The following is a 23203-nucleotide window of genomic DNA, read 5'->3' as shown; positions in this document are numbered from 1 at the left end:
TTTGCATATTTAGCTTTGAAAAAAACATTTTTTGTAAAATGATCTTTTTGTTAAGCTAGGGAGCTATGGGTGAAATTCCTGAAAGGGTTATCATAGAAGACAAATCTATTGTGGTCTTGCCATTTGTTAACATGAGCAATGATCTAGAGAATGAGTACTTTAGTGATGGCATAACTGAAGAAATAATCAATGCACTAACAAAGGTAGCTGGGCTCAAAGTGATAGCCAGAACCTCATCTTTTGCCTTCAAAGGCAAGAGTTTGGATGTAAGAGAAATAGGCCAACAACTTGGGGTAGCAAATATACTGGAGGGAAGTGTCAGGAAGGTTGCAAATCGTGTTCGCATTACCGCACAGTTAATCAATGCCAAAAATGGAGTGCATTATTGGTCCAAGAATTTTGACCGACAAATTCAGGATATTTTTGCTTTGCAGGATGAAATCAGCTTGCTAATTGCTGACCAAATACGAGAGAATTTTGGACATTTGGAGATAAAGAATCATTTGATTCAAGCTTCAACACGTAGTGTTTCTGCTTATGAACATTTTTTAAAGGGGCGTTATTACCAACTTCAATGGACCGCAGCCTCTTTAAAACAAGCCATAGTTCAATATGACGCAGCCATTGCAAAAGACCCTGAATTTGCCAGAGCCTATTATGGGAATTTACAGTGTTATGGTTTATTGGTCATTTGGGGCTTTATACCTGCCGAAGAAGGAATGGGCAAAGCGATAGACAATTTTATACTTGCCAAGGAACTTGATACTGAACTGCCCGAATACCCCATGTCTTTTGTAGGGCGTAGCTTGTGGAAGGAATGGGATTTTAAGCAGGGTTATGAATTCATTCAGCAAACCTTGGCCATGAACCCTAAACATACGGATGCATTGGAGGCCATGGCTGAGTTGTTTATTGCCTTGGGCTATTTTGATCAAGCGGAGGTATTTGTGAAGAAAGCTTTGGAAGTGGATCCCTTGTCCCCCAATCACCACTTTACAATGGCCAATATCTTTTATTTAAGGCTAGCTTTTGATATTGCTTTGCACCATATCGATAAAGCATTGCAGATCAATCCTCTATTTGACCATGCCTTGAGACTAAAGGTGAATGTTCTCATACTGCTGGGAAAAGAGGAGGAAGTTGAAGTATTGGCTGAAAAATTTGAGGAAAAAGCATTGATAAAACTGCTCTACGCAATTGTCAATAAGAAAATTGCGCAGGTCCCTAAAGCATACTTGGATGAATGGGAGGGGTTAGAAGGAGAAGCAGGGGAAATAATGCCCTATAAATTGTTTATCCTAGCCAATGGAAATTGCTCAAAACAAGCCTTTAAGTTGTTGCAAAGTGGGATCGAAATGCGTAGAGGGCAATTAATCAATTATAGATATGAACCCTTTTTACAAGGCTTGAAAGAAATTGAAGGATTTGAAAGCTTACACAAGGCCAACTTTAGCTTGACTGGAAATGAAGAGTGGTTTGCCCAAGTGAAGCCATCCCAAATTTTGGATGAAAGTGAATCGGATGTGTTAAAGGAAAAGTTAATTAGGTATTTTGACAAGGAAAAACCGTTCCTAGACCCCCAAATGAACTTAAACGCTTTGGGTAGTAGACTGGAACTTCATCCCAACAAACTGTCCTATTTAATTAATGAAAAACTCAAAGTCAATTTCAATGAATTTGTGAACAATTACCGATTAAATTATTTTAAAAAGATGGCGATCAATCCACGTTTTAATCACCTAACCTTGTTGGCACTGGCTTATGACAGTGGTTTTAATTCCAAAACAGTTTTCAATTCTTTCTTCAAGGCAAAAGAAGGAGTTACACCAAGTGTTTGGTTAAAAAAGGCAAAAATGGAAAAATAGCCAGCTAGGAAGCAAAAGGTATCACATTATAATTCAGAACGCATCAGTAGATGTAAAGGCTCATTTTTGTTCAGAATAATTTATCAAACTATTGTATCATGAGAACGAATCCAATGCCAGGACCAGATAAAAATGAATCCTTTCCTTTATTGAATCATAACAAATTGTGTTTCTTAAAGAATATCATCACCAATCCCAATATAGAAGTGGGGGATTATACCTATTATGATGATTTAGAAGATGTTTACAATTTTGAAAAAAATGTCAAGTATCATTTTGATTTTATAGGCGACAAATTAATAATAGGTAAATTTTGTATGATTGCCTCGGGTGTTTCATTTATAATGAACGGGGGGAATCACCTTAGTACTTCTATTTCAGCCTATCCTTTTGCTATTTTTGGTCATGGCTGGGAAAAAGCAATGAAAGGAAAAAGCTACCCTTATAAAGGAGATACCATTGTTGGCAATGATGTATGGTTAGGTCATAAAGTAACGATTATGCCGGGGGTGAAAGTCGGTGATGGGGCCATTATTGCCAGCCATTCAGTTGTAACTGCTGATGTTCCATCCTATGCTATAGTTGGTGGAAATCCTGCCAAATTAATTCGAAAAAGATTTTCTGATAGCACCATTAGTCGGTTGCTTGAATTAAAATGGTGGAACTGGCCCATTCAAAAAATTACCGACAATGCACACCTTTTAACAGGTGACGATATAGAAAGATTCTTAAAAGAGCTTTAATTCAATGATTTTTTAAGGTGATGAATAGGTAAAAGCAAGGTTTTTTAATTCCTTAAAGCTGATAATTTAGCCAATGGCATATTTCTATAAGTAAAATTAATAAAACGAAAAAAGGCAAAACAATTGTCACTTTAGGCTTCGGGTAAACACCCAAAGCTTTTTTTGTGCGATATGCAAGCATTATCAAAAAACAGAGCCGGAATAGATGAATTCCAATCTATTATACCCGAAACATGCAATAGACAATCTATTACGTGCTGAAATCGCTTCAAAATACCCAATCGTTGCTGTTTTCAATTCTACCTGACGGTAGACAGTTTCACCATAGTGGTGCTATGCTAAAATCTCCAAACTGTTTGATTTTCTTGCGTAAACACGGGACAGGCTTTACTCCTGACTATTGTCAGGGTGGAGAAATCCTATTATATAATCCGGGTTGAAGTAAATTTTATTTCCTACCAAAGAAGTTCAGAATTATAAATTGGAACGATCTATAGGTCCCTGCCTGCTACTTTTGAACCATCAATTTTATTTAAAAGTAGTATTCATATCAACTTTAACTTATTTAAAATGAAATCATTAGTATTAGGAGGACTATTCTTCCTTTCCATGCTCCCCGGATTTGCTCAAAGCAATTCCTTTACCATTAGCGGTTATCTCACAGATGAGGTCAATGGGGAAGTGCTCATAGGTTCTACGGTTAGGGTAGATCAAATCAAAAGCGGAACGGTGTCCAATGTGTATGGGTTTTATTCCATTACTTTAGAAGAAGGAAATTACGACCTTCATTTTAGTTTTGTGGGTTATACAGGGGTTCATAAACAAGTAAAGCTGGACAAGGACCTAAGATTGGATATTTCTTTGGCCTTGTCTGATACCGAGTTAGAGGCTGTGGTCATTCAAAGCGATAGGATGGATGAAAATGTATCATTCGTAGAAATGAGCACAGCGAAAATGGACATTAAAACCATCGAGAAGATGCCGGCCTTTGTTGGAGAGGTGGATGTACTAAAAAGTATACAGCTGCTTCCAGGTGTGAGTTCGGTAGGGGAGGGCACTTCCGGTTTCAACGTAAGAGGAGGTACAGTGGGGCAAAATCTTGTTTTATTGGACGAAGCCCCTGTTTACCAGTCCTCTCATTTGTTTGGTTTTTTCTCTGTCTTCAACCCTGATGCGGTCAAGGATGTCAAACTTTATAAAGGTGGGATCCCAACCCGCTTTGGAGGCAGGTTATCCTCTGTTCTTGACATAAGGATGAAAGAGGGAAATAATCAAAACTACGATGTAGCCGGTGGAATAGGAACTGTTTTTAGCAGACTGTCCTTAGAGGGACCTATCAAAAAAGGAAAATCTTCATTTATACTTGCCGGTCGTCGTTCTTATGCAGATGTATTGGCACGACCATTTACAGATGCTTTGGACAATGGGGCGGGTATGTACTTTTACGATCTTACCGCAAAGACCAATTTTGAGCTAAATGATAAGAACAAGCTTTTCGTATCCGGTTATTTGGGAAGAGACGTTTTTAAATTTGATGCATCTCAAGGCTTTAATTGGGGGAATAAAACTGCCACGATACGATGGAATCATCTTTATGGAAGCAAATTGTTTTCAAACTTCTCAGCATTTTACAGTGATTACAATTATGGTTTTAGCTTTGGGACCAATGAAAATGATCAGTTTGACTGGCAGGCAGCTATTTCTACCTGGAATTTCAAACCTGAATTTACCTGGTTTGCCAACCCTTCTCATGAACTTACCTTCGGAGGAGAGTTAATTGCTTATAGATTCCGACCGGCAGATGCTAAAATTGTCAATAATGGAGCGCTTTCCAATATCAGTTTGGACCATAGAAAAGCTGTTGAGGGAGCTTTGTATGTCAGTAGTGAACAAAAATTTGGGGAAAAGTTTGTGGCACAATATGGCCTTCGGTTCAGTTATTTCAATCATTTTGGAGATAAGACTTATACGTATGGAGATACCTTGCCGGGCATAGAACGGCCTTTGATAGGGGTAACAGAAAATGGAGCCTGGAATTCGGTGGCCCAATACAATAATCTGGAACCTAGGCTGTCAATAAAGTATTCACTGAATGAATCCAGTTCCTTGAAGGGCAGTTATAACCGGATGAGTCAGTACCTGCACCAAATTTCAAATACAACTGCCTCATTGCCCATTGATATCTGGCAACCATCCGACAACAATATATTGCCTCAAACCGGGAATCAGGGAGCCTTAGGTTTTTTCAAAAACTTTTTTGGCAATCGGTTTGAAACAAGCGCGGAGATCTATTATAAATGGAACCAAAACCAAATAGATTACATCGATGGGGCCGAATTATTTATCAATGAATTTATGGCTTCTCAATTACTTTCAGGTAAAGGAAGGGCGTATGGATTAGAATTATATGCCAAGAAAAACCAAGGGAGGTTTACGGGTTGGATAAGTTATACTTTGGGTAAAACTGAATTGAAAGTAGATGGGATAAATTATGGTGACAATGAATTGACAAGGGAGGGGAATTGGTATCCTACAAGGTATGACCAACGCCATAACCTGAAGCTGGCAGGGTTTTATGAACTAAACAAGAGGGTGACGCTGTCAGCAAATTTCAGTTATTTGTCCGGTACGCCCACCACCTTTCCAACAGATCGGATCATAGTGCAAGGTAAGGTGATCCCATATATCGATGGAAGTGATAGAAATAACTATCGGATTCCTAATTTTCACCGATTGGACATTGCTTTGACAATAGACAATGTATGGAGAGGAAAGAAACAGCGGAAAGGTACGGATAACCTTGTTGTCTCGGTTTACAATCTTTACGGAAGGAAAAATCCCTTCAGCATTTATTTTTCTCAAGGTGCATCCTCGAGACCACAGGTGGGTGAGCCCTTATCTACTTCAGCTCATCAAATGTCTCTCATTGGTTCTTTAATACCTTCTGTAACCTATAATTTTAAATTTTAATTTTAGACAAATTAATACCTATACCATGAAAAAATTAATCGTTTTCTTTTTGGCCTGTCTTAATTTCGCGTGTGATACTGAAATCAATCCTACTCTTAATCCTGCGGCAGAGGTGATCGTTGTGGATGCTTGGTTAAATGATAAAAATGAAACCCAGAAAATTTTTCTGACAATATCGCAACCTTATTTTGATCAATCCCTGCCTGAGATGGTAGAAGATGCAAGTGTAAGTGTCATAGATCTTGCTTCAGGAGAAACAATTACATTTGTTGAAACAGATGCCTATTATGCTTGGGAACCGGGTGATGAAGGGTTTTTGGAAGTTGGTCACCAATATCAGCTACTCATTGAAGTAGAAGGTGTAACTTATACTGCCAATGCGGGTTTGGGGCCTGTACCTGAGGTTGATTCTGTGGAGTTTACTTATAATCCGAAAGACATTAATTTCAAGGAACCTTATTTTACTGCAGAGTTTTTGGCCAATGATATCCCCGGGCAGGGAGATGCCTACTGGATCAAGGCTTGGAAAAATGGTGTTTACTTAAGCAAGCCTTCTGAAATCAATATAGCCTATGATGCAGGTTTTTCTTCCAATCAAACTATGGATGGAGTGCTTTTTAATCAGATTATTCGTAAAGATTTCGTGAACCCATGGGATAAAAATCCGGATAATGAAAACGTTTTATTGCCCCCATATGTGGTTGGAGACTCCTTGTATTTGGAGATTCATTCCATTGACCCTATGGCATTTGAATTTTTGTCCGGAGTAATATTACAAACCAATAGGCCCGGCGGTTTTTCTGAATTATTTGCGACTCCATTGGCAAATGTTATCAGTAATATTCAAACAGTATCCGGAGAGTCTACTACTAAGGTTCAGGGGTTCTTTAATGTTTCGGCTGTCACAAGTGGAGGCGGAAAATTAACCGGCGCTATTGCAGAAGCTGCAATGAACTTGGAAGAAAACTAATGTCCATCAATGGACAAAATTAATTCAGGGTAACAACTTTATTTAATAAGAAAATAGTTGTTGCCCTGAAATTAATTTAATGGAATTTATAAAACTGGAAATAAACTTTTAATACAGGTTAATTCTTATAACCCAACCTGGCATAAAGCAATTTTTTACTGTCGCCATTCTTAGGGATAGGCAGCTGAAAGAAATTTTCCATAGTGTTTCCCATACTATTCGGAAGTTTGGGAATCAGAATGTGATTGTTTTTTATCTTGTGTACCATGTTCAAATTAAACACATGCTTGCGATTAAGCCGGTAGAAGTCCTTCAGCATAAAGAGGTTGTTTTGGTAAAAATTCTTTAAGCCTGGAGAAGTGAAATCTATACTTTGTTTGTTATTGGTAGTAATGGCTCTAATGATTTTATCATCGGCTTCTAATAAAATGAGGTCTCGCACAGGTATTGCTGTGATTTCATTAAAACCTGTGGTAACCATTAATTTATTGTGAACCCCTGGATTTGAACTTAAGTTTGTTTGTCCCAGGTTTTTTCTTTGGGACTGATAAATGATGGCCAATTCAATTTTTTCAGCCAGGATATCTGGATCAAATGGTTTATGTATAAAATCAAAGGGGCATAAAAATTTAGCTTGATCAAATCCAATTTGCTTTGGCAAGCCAGATAGAATAATAATAAAAGATAAAATTGTCCTTTATTATTATTTTGCTTATTTTTGTTCCATAACAAATCAACGAAGTACCTATTTAAATTTATAGTTATGGAAAAGGGGATTGAACAAACAGTGGGTGAAGTGGTGGCCGCTAACTTTAAAACTGCCAAAATATTTACCAGCCATGGAATAGATTTTTGTTGTGGGGGAAATATAGGAATTGCCGAGGCTTGCCAGAAAAAAGGAGTTAACCTGGATAAACTATTGCAAGAACTTAATAAGGCCAATAAAGGGAATATCAGTGATCAATTTGCTAATTTGACCGCTGGTGAATTGATCATGCATATTGTAAATGTGCATCATGCCTATGTAGAGGAAAGCATACCTCTCCTTAAATTGTACCTGGCAAAATTGGAGAAAGTACATTCTCAAAGCCATCCAGAACTTGAGGAAGTCCATCGACTTTTTACGGAGGGGGCGGCCGCATTGACCGTTCATATGAAAAAAGAGGAGTTGGTATTATTTCCCTATATCCAATCCATGGTGAAGGCTAAGAAGGAAGGTATTCCTTTGCCCAAGGCCCACTTTGGTGCGATAGAGAATCCGATTCAGATGATGGAAGATGACCATGAAGCTGAAGGTGCTCGTTTTGCCAGAATTTCAAATTTAACCCAAGCCTACGCAATTCCAGATGATGCTTGCACGACTTACCGAGTTGCTTACCAAATGTTGGAAGAATTTGAAAATGATCTTCATACCCATATCCATTTAGAAAATAATATACTTTTCCCCAAGGCCCAGTCCATGTTTTCGAATTTGACTGCATGATTCTTTTAATGGCACCATCTGTTTTTTTAATGGAAGGTGCCTTTTTGCCGAATAGGGTGGTCATTATTAAAACCAACTTAATCGTCACTGCGAACCCTATGTGGGGGCCTTTGAGGAGGGAAAGGGAGCGGCAGTCTCGTTTTCCAGGGAATTAATACGGTTTTCTCTACTCAAAATGCGCTCTAAGCCTTGGAAGAACGATTTTTCCGTGTTAAATAAAATTGGACTCAGGTAATGCATTTATTTTAGTTTTTATGCCCAAACAACTTTTTGAATCGAGACAGCTGAGTAGCTAAGTAATTTCATTTTTTTTCTAAAATGGAATGTTTTAAAGTGAATTTCCTCCGTTTAGCTATTTTCCTATGCGTTTTTAATTTTTTGTTTTTAGATTTAGGACAGAACAGTAGAAAAAACATGGATAAGGGTCAAAAAATCCTAGTGGTAGGTAGCGCAAATACAGACATGGTAATAAGAGTGGACGAGTTTCCTTCACCGGGTCAGACATTACTGGGACATAGTTTTCTTTTGAATCCTGGCGGCAAGGGTGCCAATCAGGCAGTTGCCGCAGCCAGACTTGGAGGTAAGGTAGCCATGATAGCAAGGCTTGGAAATGATCTCTTTGGCAATCAAACCATTGAGAATTTCAGGAAAGAAGGGCTCAATGTAGAAGGTGTAGTTCTTGATAATAAATTGCCTTCTGGTGTTGCTCAGATTATAGTGGAAAAATCAGGTGAAAACATTATAGTAGTGGCTGGAGGTGCCAATCTAGCCTTGAACACAAGGCAGATCAATAAATACTACGGCTTGCTACAGGAATCTGAAGTGATTCTCTTACAGTTAGAGATTCCATTAGATACTGTTTTATATGTGGCGAAAAAGGGGACTAGTTTGGGAAAAAAAGTAATTTTAAACCCGGCACCAGCTAGTAAATTGCCCAACGAACTGTATTCGAATATATATGCCATTACACCCAATGAAACTGAAACCAAACTTCTGACGGGAATAAAAATCACAGGAGAAGAGAGCGCACTACATGCTGCGAATTTTTTCCATGACAAAGGCGTAAAAGTAGTGGTCATCACTTTAGGTGCCGCTGGGGCATTCCTCTCTACACCAGATTATGCTGGAACGCTCCCTACATTAGAAGTAGAGGCTGTGGACACAACCGCTGCTGGAGATACTTTCAATGGCGCTTTGGCCGCAGCTTTGTCCAAAGGTATGGATTGGCAAGAAGCAGTAAGCTTTGCAAATAAAGCCGGTGCTTTATCTGTGACCAAACATGGGGCTCAGGCTTCTGTTCCATTTTTAAAGGATATCCAGGAATAATCCCTTATACTTATCATTGCATATAATCATAAACTTCACATGAAAAACCTTTTTATCGCCATAATTTTAGGTATGGGCATACCCCTTCTTTTGACCAGTTGCCAAAAATCAACGAATTCAATAAAGCACCGGGTTCTTTTGGATTCTGATGCCAATAACGAATTGGATGACCAACATGCCATGGCTTACTTGTTCTTTAATGGTGATGTTTTTGATGTTGTTGGGATAACAGTAAATACCACCAGAAGTGGGGGCAATATCGAAGGTCACTATAAGGAAGCCAGAAGGGTAATGGATCTTTGCAATGTGTATGAGAGTATGCCGCTATTTAGAGGCGCGAATGCTTCTTTTGAGGACATTAGGCCAAACCTGGATAAAGCCAAATTTGATGGTTCCAAAGCAGTGGATTTTATCATTGAAGAAGCGCATAAAAAAGCAGATGAGAAATTGATCCTTTTGCCTGTGGGCAAATTAACCAATATCGCCTTGGCTTTGGAGAAAGATCCATCCATAGCCAGCAAAGTGAGGATTGTATGGTTGGGTTCTAATTATCCATATGCTGGCGAATACAATCAAGACAATGATGAAGCTTCATTGAATTATATTTTGAATGTGGATGTGCCTTTTGAGATTGTCTTGGTAAGAGGAGGTAAACTTACAGGAACCGCTGCAGTCTCTTCCAACAGAGCTGAAATCAATAGTATAATGCCAGGTAAGGGACCTTTGGCGAACAAAAAAGTAATCGGTAGACATGGAGATTCCTTCGATCGTTTTGGTGATTATTCAGTAAGCCTGTACAATAATATCCAAACCTATGACGAGGCAGGAACCAGGCCTTTGTATGATATGGCTGCCATCGCAATTATAAAAGACCCTACCTGGGCTGAAAAAAAAGAAATTCCAGCACCTTTATTAGTAGATGGGGAATGGGAAGAAAGGCCAGATAACCCAAGGAAAATAATTATCTGGGAAAATTTCAACAAGGAAGCTATCATGGGTGACTTTTTTGATAGAATGGAAAACTATGTGCTTGTAACTCCTTAATTATTAATAATTAGTGTCAAAATACCTTTGTCATTGCACTTTCAATTGTTATGTTATACAAAGCTACTAGCAATGAATTTGAATTGATTTGATCCAAAAATAAAAAATAAACCCAACCACCAAGCTAATGTTTATAATCAACGATTACCCTCTGGCCGTCTTCTTTTGTTTTATCACCATGTTGTGTTGGGGCTCATGGGCCAATACACAGAAATTAGCCGAAGGCAATTGGAGATTTGAATTGTTTTATTGGGATTATGTGTTGGGCATAGTTTTGCTCTCATTGGCGTTTGGATTGACACTTGGAAGTATTGGAGAAGGAGGAAGGCCATTTCTCGAAGACTTAAGCCAGGCCGAACTTTCAAGCTATTGGAATGCATTGGCTGGTGGTGTGGTTTTTAACCTGGCCAATATCTTGATTGTCGCAGCAATATCCGTTTCAGGCATGGCAGTGGCCTTTCCTGTTGGCATTGGTCTGGCCCTGGTTTTGGGGGTTTTGATCAATTATATTTCCGAGCAAAAGGGTGATCCCATCCTGTTGTTTTTGGGTGTAGCATTGGTGACAATAGCCATTATACTGGATGCAATGGCGTACAAGAAAAACAGTAAAGACAAAGCCAAAGATGTTTCCAAAGGGCTTAAGTTGGCTTTAATAGGAGGGGTTTTAATGTCTTTTTTCTATTTTCTTGTCCAGCAATCCATGTCGCTGAACTTTCTGTCTCCAGAAGTAGGGAAGTTTACCCCTTATAGCGCAGTTTTTGTATTTGCTTTAGGGATATTGTTAAGCAATTTCCTTTTCAATACTATTCTAATGAAAAAGCCTGTTGACGGCGATCCCGTTTCTTATAAGGATTATTTTGCAGGAAACTTTAAGGTTCACCTGGTAGGGGTTCTTGGAGGGGCGATTTGGTGCGTTGGAATGGCCTTTAGTATTATTGCCTCAGAACAAGCTGGGCCTGCAATTTCTTATGGTCTCGGTCAGGGGGCTACCATGGTAGCGGCTTTCTGGGGTGTATTTGTTTGGAAAGAATTTAAAGGTGCATCAATAAGTACTAAAACCATGCTTAAAAGTATGTTTGCCTGCTTTATAGTGGGTATCATTATTATTATTTACGCCGGAATATAGGTCTTGGTATATAGGTTAGAAAGATAATTCCTGACAAAAGTTAAAACCTATAGATCAGTTAATACTTGAAATCCACAGCCTATTTCTTTAATCAGTTGAGTCTTATAGAGATGAAATCTTCCAGGTTTCACTCCCCTAATTTTACCATCAGGCTTATTATCAACAAAACCTGGAAGGTTTGCGGATTGAACGTAATACCCTAATCAAGAAAATATAATTTGGTTAGGGTATTATTATTTCTGGTATAACAGAACTCAGCCTGTTAAAATATTTTGGCAAGCTTCTTTGCAAGCAATACAGGCTGCTGCACATACTTTGCAATGTTCATGTTCATGCTGGCTGCATTCTTCCGCACACCTTGAACAAACACTAACGCAAAACCTTAATAATTCATCTATTGGACCATAGGACATGGACAGGATTTTGGCTGTTGAAGAACAAATTTCTGCGCAAACCCTATCTGTCCTGATACATGGCACCATATGACTAATGTTTTCTTCATCAAGACAAGCATCTGCACATTGATTACATGCATCAGCACAGGCATTCATGGTTTTAATTAGGGTTTCATTTTTCATGATTATACAGTTTGGGTTATTCTTATTTTACTTACTGTCTGTTCCAAAAACTGTGCCTCAATAGTCATAGTCATTGGGCGTACTCCAGGAAAGCTAGCCTTGCAATTTCTGCAATGATGTTATCTGCTTCAGGTAAGTTTGAGAAATTCTCCACCAGTACTGTCAATACTATAGGTTGATTACCAAATAAAATTCCAGCATCTCCACGTACATATTCCAGTGTCCCTGTCTTATGCGCAATGACTACTCCCTCAGGCAATAAATGAGGCAAGGCACTGGTATCCTCACAACCTTTCAGCCATTCAATAACCTGAAAAGTGGAGGTTTTATTAAGTAACTTTTCATTCAAAAGTTCGAGGAGAAGTCTGTTCATTTCCTCCGAACTCGTGTAGTTCTGCTGACCCATAGCAATTGCCTCAAAATCCATCATGAACCTATTGAGCTGAGTGGCTTTATATCCGTTGGTAAGTAGCCATTCCTGAAAGGGTTTTAGGCCTACCGTTCTGATTAGAATATTGGTGGCGGTATTGTCACTTATCCGGATCATTTCCGAAGCCAGGTATTTATAAGTTATCTGAAATCCTGCAGGTTTGAATTGCAATTCCCCTGAACCGCCAACCTTATCTGAATTTTTAAGTTTGTAGGTTTCATTGAGCGAAAATTTCCCTTCTTCAACCTCTTCCATTAGGTATACCAGTAAGGGGATTTTAATGATACTGGCAGATGGGATTTTTCTCGCAGGATTCTTTTTAGCAAGGATTTCCCCCTTCGTATCCTGGATGATAAAAGACAATGCTACCGTGGAGTCTAAGGCTGCTATATATTCTTGTAATAATTGTTGTCCCGATACAACGGGGCTAAATATTCCCCCCCATATATTTGACAGCAGTAGGAAAAGAAAAAAGCGGAAGGTTCGGCCCATAGGTTTTTAAATTTAATTGTCAATATTTTTACCTTTAACTCAGGTTATTTAAAGGAACGCTTAAGGTAATTGTAGCTTTCTTTTTTTGTGGGTTTATGGAACCATAGGTAAATCGTTCCTTGACCATTCACTCCAGGAACCCACATAAAGTTTCGGAATATCCAATCCAGCAATGGCAATGGCCAGAAGGGTATGGCATGCCGTCACTCCAGACCCACAGTGGACAATGATTTCGTTAGAGGGGGTATCAATAAACGCTTTCTGGTATTTTTCCTTTAATGCTTCTTGGGATAAAAAGAAGCCGTTTTCATCTAAATTTTCCGTAAAAGGGAGGTTAATCGCACCTGGGATATGGCCAGCGATTTTGTCTATCGGTTCTCTTAAACCCTGATACCTTTCGGATTCTCTTACATCTATAATCATTTGCTTGGTTTTACCTGAAGCCGATTTCACTTCTGTGAGATCAGTTAAGGGCAACTTCCAATCCGTTGTTGGGTAAGGGGATAAAGAATGGGGAGTAGGGATTTCATCGTTAAGAGGGAATCCCTGTTTCTCGGCGGCTTGAATGCCTCCATCTAAAACCTGGACTTTCTCATGGCCAAGCGCCTTTAACATCCACCAGAAACGGGCCGCGGACATAGAGGCATTTTTGTCATCATAAACGATCACATGGCTTTTTGGCGTTATGCCTAATTTCCCAAGCAGGCTACCAAAGGCTGCGGGAGAAGGCAAGGGATGCCGCCCTCCATGTGCAGGATTCTCTTCTATTTGGGACAAATCCTTGTTCAAATCGACATGCAAAGCTCCATCAAGATGCCCTTTTTCATAATTTGAATAAACAAAACGTGCATCGACCAGGGTCAAGTTTTGGGTTTGAGCGAGTTGGCTTAATTCTTTTGCTTTGATTAAAGGATTGATCATGGGGTTCATTTTAATGATAATATTTTTTAATAAGCAATGAAATCACATCGCTTTTAGAAACTGAAAGGGTCGAGAGAAATTAAAGTCATACTGAGGCATGGACTTTCTCTATTTTTTCTTCATCAGGTTTTCTTTCACCCTGAACCGTACAATTTCAGCAATCAGATCAAGTGGTAATGGTTTGTCCATCGGAAATTGAATGGCTCCTTTCGAATAGGGATAATTTATTAACTGCGCATTAAATGCCTCAATTGCCGATGGGGAAGGGTAGAAGCCAATATGATTTTGGTAGGCTGCATAATGAACGAGATTACCATGCAACTTAAATGTTGGCATTTTATAATTGATACATTCTTCAGCCTCGATAGGAATGTTTTCTTTTATTGCGGCACGTATTTGCTCCAGTTTTTGCTGAACACCTGGCGGAAATTCCGCAATATAATCATCCGTATTTTTTGACGATTCCATTTGCAAAGACTTCATTGTATAAGTTGCGCTATTTTCTCCTTTTTAAACAGACCTTTTTCCTTCCCTTTTTCTGTTTTCAAAAATAACAGGTATTAGCATTTTTCTTTTGATTGCAACAGTTCTCCTGAAAAAGGTCAGGAAAATCGATTTCATAATCCAAGTTTTATAATTCTAATTAAATATAAAAAATATCACCAGAATACGAAACTGAACTGCCAAGCCAATAAACAAAAAGGCCCAAAGCTTTCACTTTGGGCCACAAATAACTTTATATTATCTTGGTTGCTGGGTTTAACCCGGATGATGCAATAGGATTCTAGATACCATCACGTAACAGAAGGCCTATTTCATGTTTAGGGTTTAAGTGTTCATGGCACCATTAACCTCAAGTGTTTGGCCTGAGATATAAGTACTCATGTCGGAACCTAGAAATACACAGGCATCTGCCACTTCTTCGGGTTTTCCTCCTCTTTTCATAGGAATAGCATCTCTCCATCCTTGAACAGTTTTTTCATCCAGCACTGCTGTCATTTCAGTTTCGATAAATCCTGGAGCAATGGCATTGCTTCGGATATTTCTTGATCCAAGTTCTAATGCTACGGATTTGGTGAAACCAATAATTCCTGCTTTTGAAGCGGCATAATTGGATTGTCCGGCATTTCCTCTAACACCCACTACGGAAGTAATGTTGATGATGGAGCCAGCTTTGGCCTTCATCATGGTTCGGGTTACTGCCTTTACGGTATTGAAACAAGATTTGAGGTTGATATTAATCACTTCATCCCAGTGTTCTTCAGACATTCTCATTAAGAGGTTGTCTCGGGTGATTCCGGCATTATTTACAAGAATATCTATTCCACCTAAAAATGTTACCACATCACCTATTAATTTGTCTGCAGCTGCAAAATCTGATGCATCAGAACGAAAACCTTTTGCCTTTATGCCGAAAGCTGCCAATTCTTTTTCAAGTGCCTCTCCTTTTTCTACACTTGACAAATAAGTAAAGGCCACATCAGCACCTTCCTGAGCAAAACGTATAGCAATGGATCTGCCTATCCCTTTGGAAGCCCCTGTTACCAAGGCTTTTTTACCTGTAAGTAATCCCATAGTCAATATTTTTAATGTTTGATTTAACTCAAAAATAGCTATTAATTATAAAAAATAGGCAACCCAATAATTTATTCCTACTTCAGACATTTTGAGGAACGTTGATCAGACTGATGAAAAATTGGAATTATATTAACTTTTATATGTAAAACCAAATTTTTTTCTGAACTTAATTATTATAAATTTGCATAGCAAAATAGTAATCAAAAGTTAAAAATATGTCTTCAACTAAATTCGATGTCATTGTTCTGGGCAGTGGTCCAGGTGGTTATGTAGCAGCAATTAGAGCTTCTCAATTAGGATTAAAGACTGCGGTAGTAGAAGCAGCAGATCTGGGTGGGATTTGTCTAAATTGGGGTTGTATTCCTACCAAAGCTTTGATAAAAAGCGCTCAAGTATTTGAATACATTAATCACGCAGAGGATTATGGTATTTCCGTAGAAAATGCGAGCGTGAATTTTGATGATATGATCAAGCGTAGCCGGAACGTAGCAGATGGCATGAGCAAAGGCATTCAATTTTTGTTCAAGAAAAATAAAATTGAAAAGCTTTTAGGTTGGGGTAAAATAAAACCCGGCAAAAAAGTAGAGGTAGAAGATAAGGATGGTAAGAAAACAGAATACAGTGCTGACCATATCATTATCGCTACTGGTGGAAGATCCAAAGAGCTGCCAGCTTTAAAGATAGACGACAAAAAAATAGTGGGATACCGCAAGGCGATGACTTTGGATAAATTGCCTAAGAAAATGGTAGTTGTGGGGTCTGGAGCCATAGGCGTAGAATTTGCCTATGTGTACAGTTCCATTGGTGTGGAAGTAACCATCGTTGAATTCCTTGACCGTATCGTTCCAAACGAAGATGAAGAAGTGTCTAAGACACTAGAGAAAATATATAAAAAGAAAGGCATCAAAGTGATGACCAGTGCTGAGGTGACCAATGTGGATACCAAAGGTGATGGTTGTAAAGTTACTGTCAAGACCAAAGACGGTGAAGAAAAAATTGATTGTGACATCGTACTTTCAGCAGTCGGCGTGGTGTCCAATGTAGAGAATTGTGGTCTTGAAGATGTTGGGATATTAGTGGACAGAGGTAAGATCAAAGTAGATGAGCTATACAAAACCAATATGCCAGGTTACTATGCCATTGGGGATGTTGTTCCCGGCCCTGCTTTAGCACACGTAGCCTCCGCAGAAGGAATTATCTGTGTAGAAAATATTGCCGGTCAAAATCCTGAACCTCTCGACTATAACAACATCCCTGGTTGTACTTATTGTTTGCCTGAAATCTCTTCTGTTGGTTTCACTGAAGCCAAAGCCAAAGAAGCAGGATATGACATTAAAGTCGGTAAATTTCCTTTCTCTGCCTCTGGAAAAGCTTCCGCAGCTGGAGCCAAAGATGGTTTTGTGAAACTTATTTTTGATGCTAAATATGGTGAACTCCTTGGAGCACACATGATCGGTTATAATGTGACAGAATTGATAGCTGAAATTGTAGCTATCAGGAAACTTGAAACTACCGGACACGAGATCATCAAGACAGTACACCCACACCCTACAATGTCTGAGGCAGTGATGGAAGCTGCAGCAGCAGCCTATGGTGAGGTGATACACTTATAAAAATTCAGCAAAGGTAAATCAAAATTTGTTTAGTCTATTATTGACCATTCGCCTTTTTGGAAGAACAAGCGTTAGTACAAGGGCTTAGAGCCAGAGACAAAAAAGTTCAGGAGTATTTGTATGAAAAATACTCCAAGGCTTTATTTGGTGTGATTTCCCGGATCATTTTTGATCGGGACATAGCCGAAGAGGTCTTTCATGATGCTTTCATAAAAATTGTCAATAAAATTGATAATTATGATGAAACCAAAGGACGACTCTATACCTGGATGGCCAATATTTGTAGGAACTCGGCCATAGATAAAACCCGATCAAAGGAGTTTTCAAAAAAGAGTAAGACCAATACGATAGATGCCTACGTATATGGTATGGACAACGATGCCGGCACAGCCGCAGCTGTAGACAGAATCGGTGTCAAAGAATTGATGGATGACCTGAATGACGAACAAAGATTCGTGATGGAATGTATCTACTTTAAGGGCTATACCCATACTGAGGTAGCGGAAGAGTATTCCTTGCCTTTGGGTACTGTTAAATCCAGGATAAGGTCTGCCATCAAAGTATTGAAAAAGAAAGCTGATAAAATCTAGTGGATATCCAAGCCTACATATCGTCCGGTAAATTGGAACTCTTCGTATTGGGAGATCTTAATGAGACAGAGCAACAAGAGGTTCTTGCAATGGCAAAGAAGTACCCTGAAATTGAACAGGAGATAACTGCTATTGAAGAAGCCATGTTTGCTATCGATGAGGTTTCAGGAATCAGTCCATCCAGTGGCATTAAAAATAAAATTTTTGAAACCCTGGAAGCTGAAAATAAAAAGCACACTTCAACTGATATTCCTGAAAAACCTTTAGAAAAAGAGGTGAGGTTAGAAAAAGAAGTGCCTTTGGCCAATCCATGGAAAACATTCGCTGTTGCTGCCTCTGTAGTTGCCCTTGTCTCCTTAACCGCAGCCATATATTTCGCCAATCAGTATTTTGATGTTGAAGAAAGGTTTGCAATTTCATTACAGCGAAATGCTATTTTGGCTGAAGAAGTGCAGGCCAATCAGGTGAAATTGAAATCGTTGGATACTGGGATGGAGAAATTTATCACAGGGAATTTCGATAAGATTCCTATGAAAGGGGAAGGTTTACCTATGCAGGAAGATGCCTTGGTGGATGTGTTCTGGGATAAAGAAAGCAAAGAAGTGTTTGTTTCTGTCAATCAATTGGCTACACTTGATGAAGAGAACGATTACCAGCTGTGGGCAATTGGTAAAGACGGGCCAATTGGTATTGGATTGGTGGATCCAGGAAAAAGACTTGATTTGCAAACCATGAACACTGCTTCAGGTACACAAGCTTTTGCCATCACCATTGAGCCTAAGGGAGGAAGTGAAAGTCCTACACTCGAAAAACTGGTTGTTTTAGGAGAAGTTTCCTAAAATTTAACCTGAAAATATATACTGGACCCCGTCATTGATTTGACGGGGTTTTTATTTTAGTTTAAATTGTGGATTGTCTCATAACCTGAGTCCGAGGTTAGATTGTTTTAAAAACAGCTAAACCGTCACTGCGAACCTTTTTGGAAGGGCAGGCGGGAGGTAAGGGTGCGGCAGTCCTATCTTGTTTGGGATTCCAGATTTCTTCACTCAAAATCCTCTCTAAACCTCGTGACAATGTTTATGTTGTGAAATTAAATCGGGCATTGGTACACATTGGAATTTCGGCTTAAGAAGTTGTGTTAAGTGTGAGACCAAACATTACCTGGGTGAATCCAAAGATGATTTCACGACTTTGGTCTGGTTTTGGTACAATAAAGAACAGTTATTGCTAAACTTTTAAATGATTTAAATTATGGAGCTGACACTTTCTACACCGGCCTTGCTTTTTTCCGCCATCACATTGCTCATGTTGGCCTATACCAATCGGTTTTTAGCAATGGCAAACCTAATAAGGGGCTTGCACAAAGAATACAAGGAAGACAGCATGGGAGAGGAAGTCATTATTGGTCAAATTAAAAACCTTAAGAAAAGGCTGACAATGATAAAAAACATGCAGACGTATGGAGTCATAAGCTTTTTTTTATGTGTGATCTGTATGTTTTTATTGTACCAGGATTTCGATACCGCAGCCAATTGGGTGTTTATGGCCAGTATGCTTTCCTTGTTAGTATCGTTAGGGATCTCTTTGGCAGAAATACAAATTTCAAACAATGCGTTGAATATAGAACTTTCGGATATTGAAGGTTTGCTGGACATAAAGACCCGCACCAAATTTGGGCAGAATTATAAAAAAAATAACGATGGATAATAAATTGAGGATAGATCTTCGGTCTGATACCTTGACCTTGCCAACCCAAGCGATGAAGGAGACCATGCTGAATGCTGGCTTGGGTGACGATGTGTTTGGAGAGGATCCTACCGTAAATATATTAGAAGAGAAGCTGGCTGGAATGTTCGGTATGGAAGCAGGATTATTTTGCCCATCTGGAACAATGACCAATCAGATAGCCATCAAGTTACATACGAGGCCTCAAACAGAAATCATTTGCCATAAATCTTCCCATATCTATTTGTATGAAGGTGGTGGAATTATGTCAAATAGCCTTGCTTCGGTAAAGCTTCTGGATGGAGACTTCGGGAAAATCGATGCTGAAGCCATTCGTCATGTCATTAATCCTGATGATGATCACCTGCCAGAAACTACTTTGGTATCTTTGGAAAATACCATGAACAAAGGAGGAGGAAGTGTATATACTCTTGACGAGGTAAGACCCATCAGGCAGTTGTGTAAGGAGACGGGGCTAAAACTCCATTTGGATGGTGCCAGAATATTTAATGCCCTTGTATCAACTGGTGAGCGACCATTTGAATGGGGTAAAATGTTTGACACCATTTCTGTTTGCTTGAGTAAAGGATTGGGCTGTCCCGTTGGTTCTGTGTTATTGGGAAGTCAGGCAGACATGAAGAGGGCTAGAAAGATCAGAAAAGCTCTGGGTGGAGGCATGAGACAGGCGGGCATGCTTGCAGCTGCAGGAATATATGCTTTGGACCATAATGTTTTCAGGCTGGAGGATGACCATGAAAGAGCGGTTTCCCTTGCCTCCATTTTGCAAAAGACTCCCTTTGTCAAAGAAATTTTGCCCGTTTCCACCAATATTGTAATTGCGCAATTGGAACAAATAAGTCCGGAGTCCTTTTTAGAGGAACTGACAGAAAGAAATATCTGGGCGGTAAAATTCGGTAACGACCAGATCAGGATGGTTACCCATATGGATTTCACAGACCAATACCTGGAGGCCTTCGAAAGCAGATTAAAGCTTTGGAAAAAATGAATTTGTGTATAAATACTACACTTAATATTTAGAAAATAAACATTATGGAACAGACCCCTTTGGCAGAAAGGATGCGCCCCACAACATTGGATCAATTGATCGGGCAGGAACATTTGTCTGGACCCAATACTTTCCTTCACAAGGCCATCAAATCGGGTTCTATTCCCTCATTGATCTTGTGGGGACCTCCCGGTGTGGGCAAAACGACCATAGCCAATATCATCGCCAATGAGGTAAAGGCCCCTTTTTATACCCTTAGTGCGGTCAGTTCGGGGGTAAAGGACATAAGGGAAGTGATCCAAAAAGCCAAATACCAGCTTGGGGTAGTGCTATTTATTGATGAAATCCATCGGTTCAATAAATCGCAACAGGATGCTTTGTTGGGAGCGGTGGAAAAAGGAGTGATCAGACTTATTGGCGCTACCACAGAAAACCCTTCCTTTGAGGTCAACGCTGCTTTGCTCTCCAGGTGTCAGATTTTCACACTCAACCCCTTGGGCAGAGAGGAACTTGAAGCCATGATGCTTCAGGCATTGGAAAAAGACATTGTACTAAAGAAAAAAAAGGTTGTTCTCAAAGAGACTGACGCCTTGCTTCGCATATCAGGAGGGGATGGTAGAAAGTTGCTTAACCTACTTGAAATTGTCATAGACAGTTTTAAGGAGGACGAAATCGTGATTGAAAATGACATGGTCATGCAGGTAGCCCAACAGAAAGTGGCCCTATATGACAAATCAGGAGAGCAACATTATGACATCATTTCGGCATTTATAAAATCTATCAGAGGGTCTGATCCCAATGCGGCTGTTTATTGGTTGGCCAGAATGATAGAAGGGGGAGAGGATGTAAAGTTCATCGCAAGGCGGCTTCTTATCTTAGCTTCTGAGGACATTGGCAATGCCAATCCAAATGCACTTTTGCTCGCTACCAATTGCTTTCAGGCGGTAAATGTAATCGGCTATCCCGAATCCCGAATTATCTTGTCTCAATGTGTTACTTATTTGGCTTCCTCCGCTAAAAGCAATGCAAGTTATATGGCCATCAATACGGCCCAGGCAATCGTGAAACAGGAAGGAGACCTTCCTGTCCCACTTCACCTGCGCAATGCCCCTACCAAGCTGATGAAAGACTTGAACTACGGGAAAGCGTATAAGTATTCACACGATTATGAGAATAATTTTGCGCTTCAGGAATTCCTTCCGGACAAAATCAAAGGCACCAAGCTATATGATCCTGGTGCCAATGCCAGAGAGAATGATTTGAGGAAAAACCTTCAAAAACTTTGGGGAAAGAAATACGGGTATTAATCCCTAAATATGAAATAGATCTTCTGTTAACCGACGGTATCAATTTGAAGTCAGTAACTTCATTGCTATTTCTTTAGCCCTAAAGGGGCGTAATATTATAGCCACGGGTGTGAGCCCGTGGATTAGTAATTGAACGTTTAATGATTTTGGCGGTATTGTTGCTTTTTACCTGCAACAATGCTGACAAAATCTCCACCTTCGTAACGTTTCATTACATTTTTCCCAAGTCTTAAAATTAGCACAGTACCTTTCAGTATTCCTTGCTCAAGGTATAGCGCAATCCTATCAATGCCCTGAAAGTGACTTCAGAAGAATCATACATGGGTGTTCCCTCCAGTAATAAGGAAAACTGACGGTGATTGGCTATAGGCTTAAAACTTAAGCCCAATGGTATTCCAGCCTGCACATCTGTGATCTCTGTGTATCCCAACATGACTCCACCATGCAGGTTATACCAATCGGTTTGGCGAAAGTTATAATGTCCCAAAGCCTCTACTCCTAGGAATGGGTTTATAACTCCACCTGCAAGCACACGGGCTTCACCGAATATTTTCTTTTCTGGATCTGTACCTACGCCTATATGGCTGAGAATTCCTTCGTGATAGAGGCCAACATGCACTTGCGCATTTCCTTTGAATGCACTAAACATAAATAAAATGGCAAAAAAAGCGGTAATCGATAACTTTGTTTTCATTGGGTTCGTTTTAGAACAAAGGTAAGCAAGTCCTAATTGTTTCGGTAATTTTAAAGGTGAGAATTGTCACCAATTACTAAAAAAACAGGTTTTACCTTTACATAAAATTGATACCTATGAATTGGAGAAAAGAAATAAAAAGTTGGGGGATAATGTTGGGGATATTTGGCGTCTTATATTTTACTGGCCTCATTACGCCAATAGTGGGCGGGCTTCAATCTATGGTATTGTATACAGGCTTGATAAAGCCTAAGGTTTTATTGGAGAACAAAGAAAAGAAAGACTTTGATTATGCCGGGCAGTTTGTTGACATGAATGGTGACAGGGTAGGGTTATCCCAATACAAGGGCAAAACTATCTTTATTAACCTTTGGGCCACTTGGTGTCCTCCATGTAGGGCAGAGATGCCACATATCTCTGATTTGTATGACAAGGTCAATAGTGAGGAAGATTTGGTATTCCTGATGATAGCCTTGGACGATGATTTTAATAAAAGCAAAAAACTGGTGGAAGACAAGGAGTATTCTTTTCCTATTGTCCATGCTGCTTATGGATTAAATCAATCCCTTCAAAGTCAAGCGATACCCACCACCTTGGTGGTAAGTCCAGAAGGTAAAATTGTTTTTTATCAGGAAGGAATGAGCAATTTCAACACCCAGGAATTTCAGGACTTCCTTTTGGATTTATGAGGACTTTAGGGTAAAAAATTGTTTGTAATACCATCTAACTTTTTAAAGAATTA

Annotated in this window: 22 protein-coding genes; 15 read left to right on the top strand and 7 right to left on the bottom strand. The window is 39.4% G+C overall.

The features are described 5' to 3' along the window. The first annotated feature begins 65 nt into the window (after positions 1-65). The 4 genes from AC0L7T_RS20390 (at position 66) to AC0L7T_RS20375 (ending at position 6548) form a co-directional block, all read left to right on the top strand. On the top strand, positions 66-1865 hold the full coding sequence (locus AC0L7T_RS20390; RefSeq protein ID WP_473337982.1) for a helix-turn-helix domain-containing protein: 1800 nt from the start codon (positions 66-68) through the stop codon (positions 1863-1865). A 98-nt stretch (positions 1866-1963) separates the two neighbouring features. Beyond that, positions 1964-2608: a CatB-related O-acetyltransferase gene (locus AC0L7T_RS20385; RefSeq protein WP_473337980.1), complete on the top strand. Its 645-nt coding sequence runs from the start codon at positions 1964-1966 to the stop codon at positions 2606-2608. A gap of 570 nt (positions 2609-3178) precedes the next feature. Then, positions 3179-5578, top strand: a complete 2400-nt coding sequence (locus tag AC0L7T_RS20380; protein WP_473337978.1) for a TonB-dependent receptor — start codon at positions 3179-3181, stop codon at positions 5576-5578. A gap of 25 nt (positions 5579-5603) precedes the next feature. Continuing rightward, positions 5604-6548, top strand: a complete 945-nt coding sequence (locus tag AC0L7T_RS20375) for a DUF4249 family protein (RefSeq protein ID WP_473337976.1) — start codon at positions 5604-5606, stop codon at positions 6546-6548. 118 nt (positions 6549-6666) lie between these two features. Here the strand turns inward: AC0L7T_RS20375 and AC0L7T_RS20370 are convergent, their stop codons facing one another. After that, complete coding sequence (locus tag AC0L7T_RS20370; protein WP_473337974.1) at positions 6667-7209, bottom strand: hypothetical protein; 543 nt, start codon at positions 7207-7209, stop codon at positions 6667-6669. Between the two features lie 102 nt (positions 7210-7311). Between AC0L7T_RS20370 and ric the strand changes: the two genes are divergently transcribed. From ric to AC0L7T_RS20350, 4 genes are all read left to right on the top strand, one after another. Continuing rightward, positions 7312-8031, top strand: coding sequence for an iron-sulfur cluster repair di-iron protein (ric, locus tag AC0L7T_RS20365; RefSeq protein ID WP_473337972.1), 720 nt, complete (start codon positions 7312-7314; stop codon positions 8029-8031). A gap of 414 nt (positions 8032-8445) precedes the next feature. Continuing rightward, on the top strand, positions 8446-9357 hold the full coding sequence (rbsK, locus tag AC0L7T_RS20360) for a ribokinase (RefSeq protein ID WP_473337970.1): 912 nt from the start codon (positions 8446-8448) through the stop codon (positions 9355-9357). Positions 9358-9396: 39 nt separating this feature from the next. Continuing rightward, positions 9397-10401: a nucleoside hydrolase gene (locus AC0L7T_RS20355; protein WP_473337968.1), complete on the top strand. Its 1005-nt coding sequence runs from the start codon at positions 9397-9399 to the stop codon at positions 10399-10401. Between the two features lie 127 nt (positions 10402-10528). Beyond that, the gene (locus AC0L7T_RS20350; protein WP_473337966.1) at positions 10529-11527 is read left to right on the top strand and encodes a GRP family sugar transporter; all 999 of its coding nucleotides are present in this window, start codon (positions 10529-10531) and stop codon (positions 11525-11527) included. A 254-nt stretch (positions 11528-11781) separates the two neighbouring features. On the opposite strand, the gene AC0L7T_RS20345 is transcribed toward AC0L7T_RS20350, so the two are convergent. The 5 genes from AC0L7T_RS20345 to fabG all read right to left on the bottom strand — a co-directional run bounded on the left by AC0L7T_RS20345 (position 11782) and on the right by fabG (position 15523). Beyond that, positions 11782-12105 (bottom strand): four-helix bundle copper-binding protein, encoded by a 324-nt coding sequence (locus AC0L7T_RS20345; protein WP_473337964.1) that lies wholly within the window; start codon positions 12103-12105, stop codon positions 11782-11784. A gap of 70 nt (positions 12106-12175) precedes the next feature. Beyond that, on the bottom strand, positions 12176-13027 hold the full coding sequence (locus AC0L7T_RS20340) for a serine hydrolase (protein WP_473337962.1): 852 nt from the start codon (positions 13025-13027) through the stop codon (positions 12176-12178). Positions 13028-13120: 93 nt separating this feature from the next. Next, positions 13121-13948, bottom strand: coding sequence for a sulfurtransferase (locus AC0L7T_RS20335; protein WP_473337960.1), 828 nt, complete (start codon positions 13946-13948; stop codon positions 13121-13123). 108 nt (positions 13949-14056) lie between these two features. After that, complete coding sequence (locus AC0L7T_RS20330) at positions 14057-14416, bottom strand: iron chaperone (protein ID WP_473337958.1); 360 nt, start codon at positions 14414-14416, stop codon at positions 14057-14059. Positions 14417-14776: 360 nt separating this feature from the next. Continuing rightward, positions 14777-15523, bottom strand: a complete 747-nt coding sequence (gene fabG / locus AC0L7T_RS20325) for a 3-oxoacyl-[acyl-carrier-protein] reductase (protein ID WP_473337956.1) — start codon at positions 15521-15523, stop codon at positions 14777-14779. A 218-nt stretch (positions 15524-15741) separates the two neighbouring features. Here fabG and lpdA point away from each other — a divergent pair, with 218 nt between their 5' ends. The 6 genes from lpdA to AC0L7T_RS20295 all read left to right on the top strand — a co-directional run bounded on the left by lpdA (position 15742) and on the right by AC0L7T_RS20295 (position 21767). Next, positions 15742-17139, top strand: a complete 1398-nt coding sequence (gene lpdA, locus AC0L7T_RS20320) for a dihydrolipoyl dehydrogenase (RefSeq protein ID WP_473337954.1) — start codon at positions 15742-15744, stop codon at positions 17137-17139. A gap of 56 nt (positions 17140-17195) precedes the next feature. Beyond that, positions 17196-17729 carry an RNA polymerase sigma factor gene (locus tag AC0L7T_RS20315; protein ID WP_473337953.1) on the top strand — a complete coding sequence of 178 codons (534 nt, stop codon included), beginning with the start codon at positions 17196-17198 and terminating at the stop codon, positions 17727-17729. Next, on the top strand, positions 17729-18568 hold the full coding sequence (locus AC0L7T_RS20310) for an anti-sigma factor (RefSeq protein WP_473337952.1): 840 nt from the start codon (positions 17729-17731) through the stop codon (positions 18566-18568). The genes AC0L7T_RS20315 and AC0L7T_RS20310 overlap by 1 nt, the downstream gene beginning before the upstream one ends. Before the next feature lie 412 nt (positions 18569-18980). Then, positions 18981-19436 (top strand): DUF2721 domain-containing protein, encoded by a 456-nt coding sequence (locus tag AC0L7T_RS20305; protein ID WP_473337950.1) that lies wholly within the window; start codon positions 18981-18983, stop codon positions 19434-19436. Continuing rightward, positions 19429-20460: a threonine aldolase family protein gene (locus tag AC0L7T_RS20300; protein ID WP_473337949.1), complete on the top strand. Its 1032-nt coding sequence runs from the start codon at positions 19429-19431 to the stop codon at positions 20458-20460. The genes AC0L7T_RS20305 and AC0L7T_RS20300 overlap by 8 nt, the downstream gene beginning before the upstream one ends. A gap of 44 nt (positions 20461-20504) precedes the next feature. Continuing rightward, positions 20505-21767: a replication-associated recombination protein A gene (locus AC0L7T_RS20295; RefSeq protein ID WP_473337948.1), complete on the top strand. Its 1263-nt coding sequence runs from the start codon at positions 20505-20507 to the stop codon at positions 21765-21767. A gap of 250 nt (positions 21768-22017) precedes the next feature. Here the strand turns inward: AC0L7T_RS20295 and AC0L7T_RS20290 are convergent, their stop codons facing one another. Continuing rightward, entirely contained in the window at positions 22018-22461 is a 444-nt protein-coding gene (locus AC0L7T_RS20290) for a hypothetical protein (protein ID WP_473337946.1), read from the bottom strand. A gap of 116 nt (positions 22462-22577) precedes the next feature. Between AC0L7T_RS20290 and AC0L7T_RS20285 the strand changes: the two genes are divergently transcribed. Then, positions 22578-23150, top strand: a complete 573-nt coding sequence (locus tag AC0L7T_RS20285) for a TlpA family protein disulfide reductase (protein WP_473337945.1) — start codon at positions 22578-22580, stop codon at positions 23148-23150. Positions 23151-23203 lie beyond the last annotated feature (53 nt).

The organism is Cyclobacterium sp. 10D3-21 (assembly GCF_055809755.1).
This window is presented reverse-complemented; position numbering and strand designations above follow the sequence as displayed.

Excerpts from the sequence above, each read along its gene's own strand:
- ric (WP_473337972.1), top strand. The coding sequence starts at position 7,312 with ATGGAAAAGGGGATTGAACAAACAGTGGGTGAAGTGGTGGCCGCTAAC.
- AC0L7T_RS20380 (WP_473337978.1), top strand. The coding sequence starts at position 3,179 with ATGAAATCATTAGTATTAGGAGGACTATTCTTCCTTTCCATGCTCCCC.
- AC0L7T_RS20345 (WP_473337964.1), bottom strand. The coding sequence starts at position 12,105 with ATGAAAAATGAAACCCTAATTAAAACCATGAATGCCTGTGCTGATGCA.
- fabG (WP_473337956.1), bottom strand. The coding sequence starts at position 15,523 with ATGGGATTACTTACAGGTAAAAAAGCCTTGGTAACAGGGGCTTCCAAA.
- AC0L7T_RS20350 (WP_473337966.1), top strand. The coding sequence starts at position 10,529 with ATGTTTATAATCAACGATTACCCTCTGGCCGTCTTCTTTTGTTTTATC.
- AC0L7T_RS20295 (WP_473337948.1), top strand. The coding sequence starts at position 20,505 with ATGGAACAGACCCCTTTGGCAGAAAGGATGCGCCCCACAACATTGGAT.
- AC0L7T_RS20300 (WP_473337949.1), top strand. The coding sequence starts at position 19,429 with ATGGATAATAAATTGAGGATAGATCTTCGGTCTGATACCTTGACCTTG.
- AC0L7T_RS20355 (WP_473337968.1), top strand. The coding sequence starts at position 9,397 with ATGAAAAACCTTTTTATCGCCATAATTTTAGGTATGGGCATACCCCTT.
- rbsK (WP_473337970.1), top strand. The coding sequence starts at position 8,446 with ATGGATAAGGGTCAAAAAATCCTAGTGGTAGGTAGCGCAAATACAGAC.
- AC0L7T_RS20330 (WP_473337958.1), bottom strand. The coding sequence starts at position 14,416 with ATGGAATCGTCAAAAAATACGGATGATTATATTGCGGAATTTCCGCCA.
- AC0L7T_RS20385 (WP_473337980.1), top strand. The coding sequence starts at position 1,964 with ATGAGAACGAATCCAATGCCAGGACCAGATAAAAATGAATCCTTTCCT.
- AC0L7T_RS20290 (WP_473337946.1), bottom strand. The coding sequence starts at position 22,461 with ATGAAAACAAAGTTATCGATTACCGCTTTTTTTGCCATTTTATTTATG.
- AC0L7T_RS20285 (WP_473337945.1), top strand. The coding sequence starts at position 22,578 with ATGAATTGGAGAAAAGAAATAAAAAGTTGGGGGATAATGTTGGGGATA.
- AC0L7T_RS20390 (WP_473337982.1), top strand. The coding sequence starts at position 66 with ATGGGTGAAATTCCTGAAAGGGTTATCATAGAAGACAAATCTATTGTG.
- AC0L7T_RS20340 (WP_473337962.1), bottom strand. The coding sequence starts at position 13,027 with ATGGGCCGAACCTTCCGCTTTTTTCTTTTCCTACTGCTGTCAAATATA.
- lpdA (WP_473337954.1), top strand. The coding sequence starts at position 15,742 with ATGTCTTCAACTAAATTCGATGTCATTGTTCTGGGCAGTGGTCCAGGT.
- AC0L7T_RS20335 (WP_473337960.1), bottom strand. The coding sequence starts at position 13,948 with ATGATCAATCCTTTAATCAAAGCAAAAGAATTAAGCCAACTCGCTCAA.
- AC0L7T_RS20375 (WP_473337976.1), top strand. The coding sequence starts at position 5,604 with ATGAAAAAATTAATCGTTTTCTTTTTGGCCTGTCTTAATTTCGCGTGT.
- AC0L7T_RS20305 (WP_473337950.1), top strand. The coding sequence starts at position 18,981 with ATGGAGCTGACACTTTCTACACCGGCCTTGCTTTTTTCCGCCATCACA.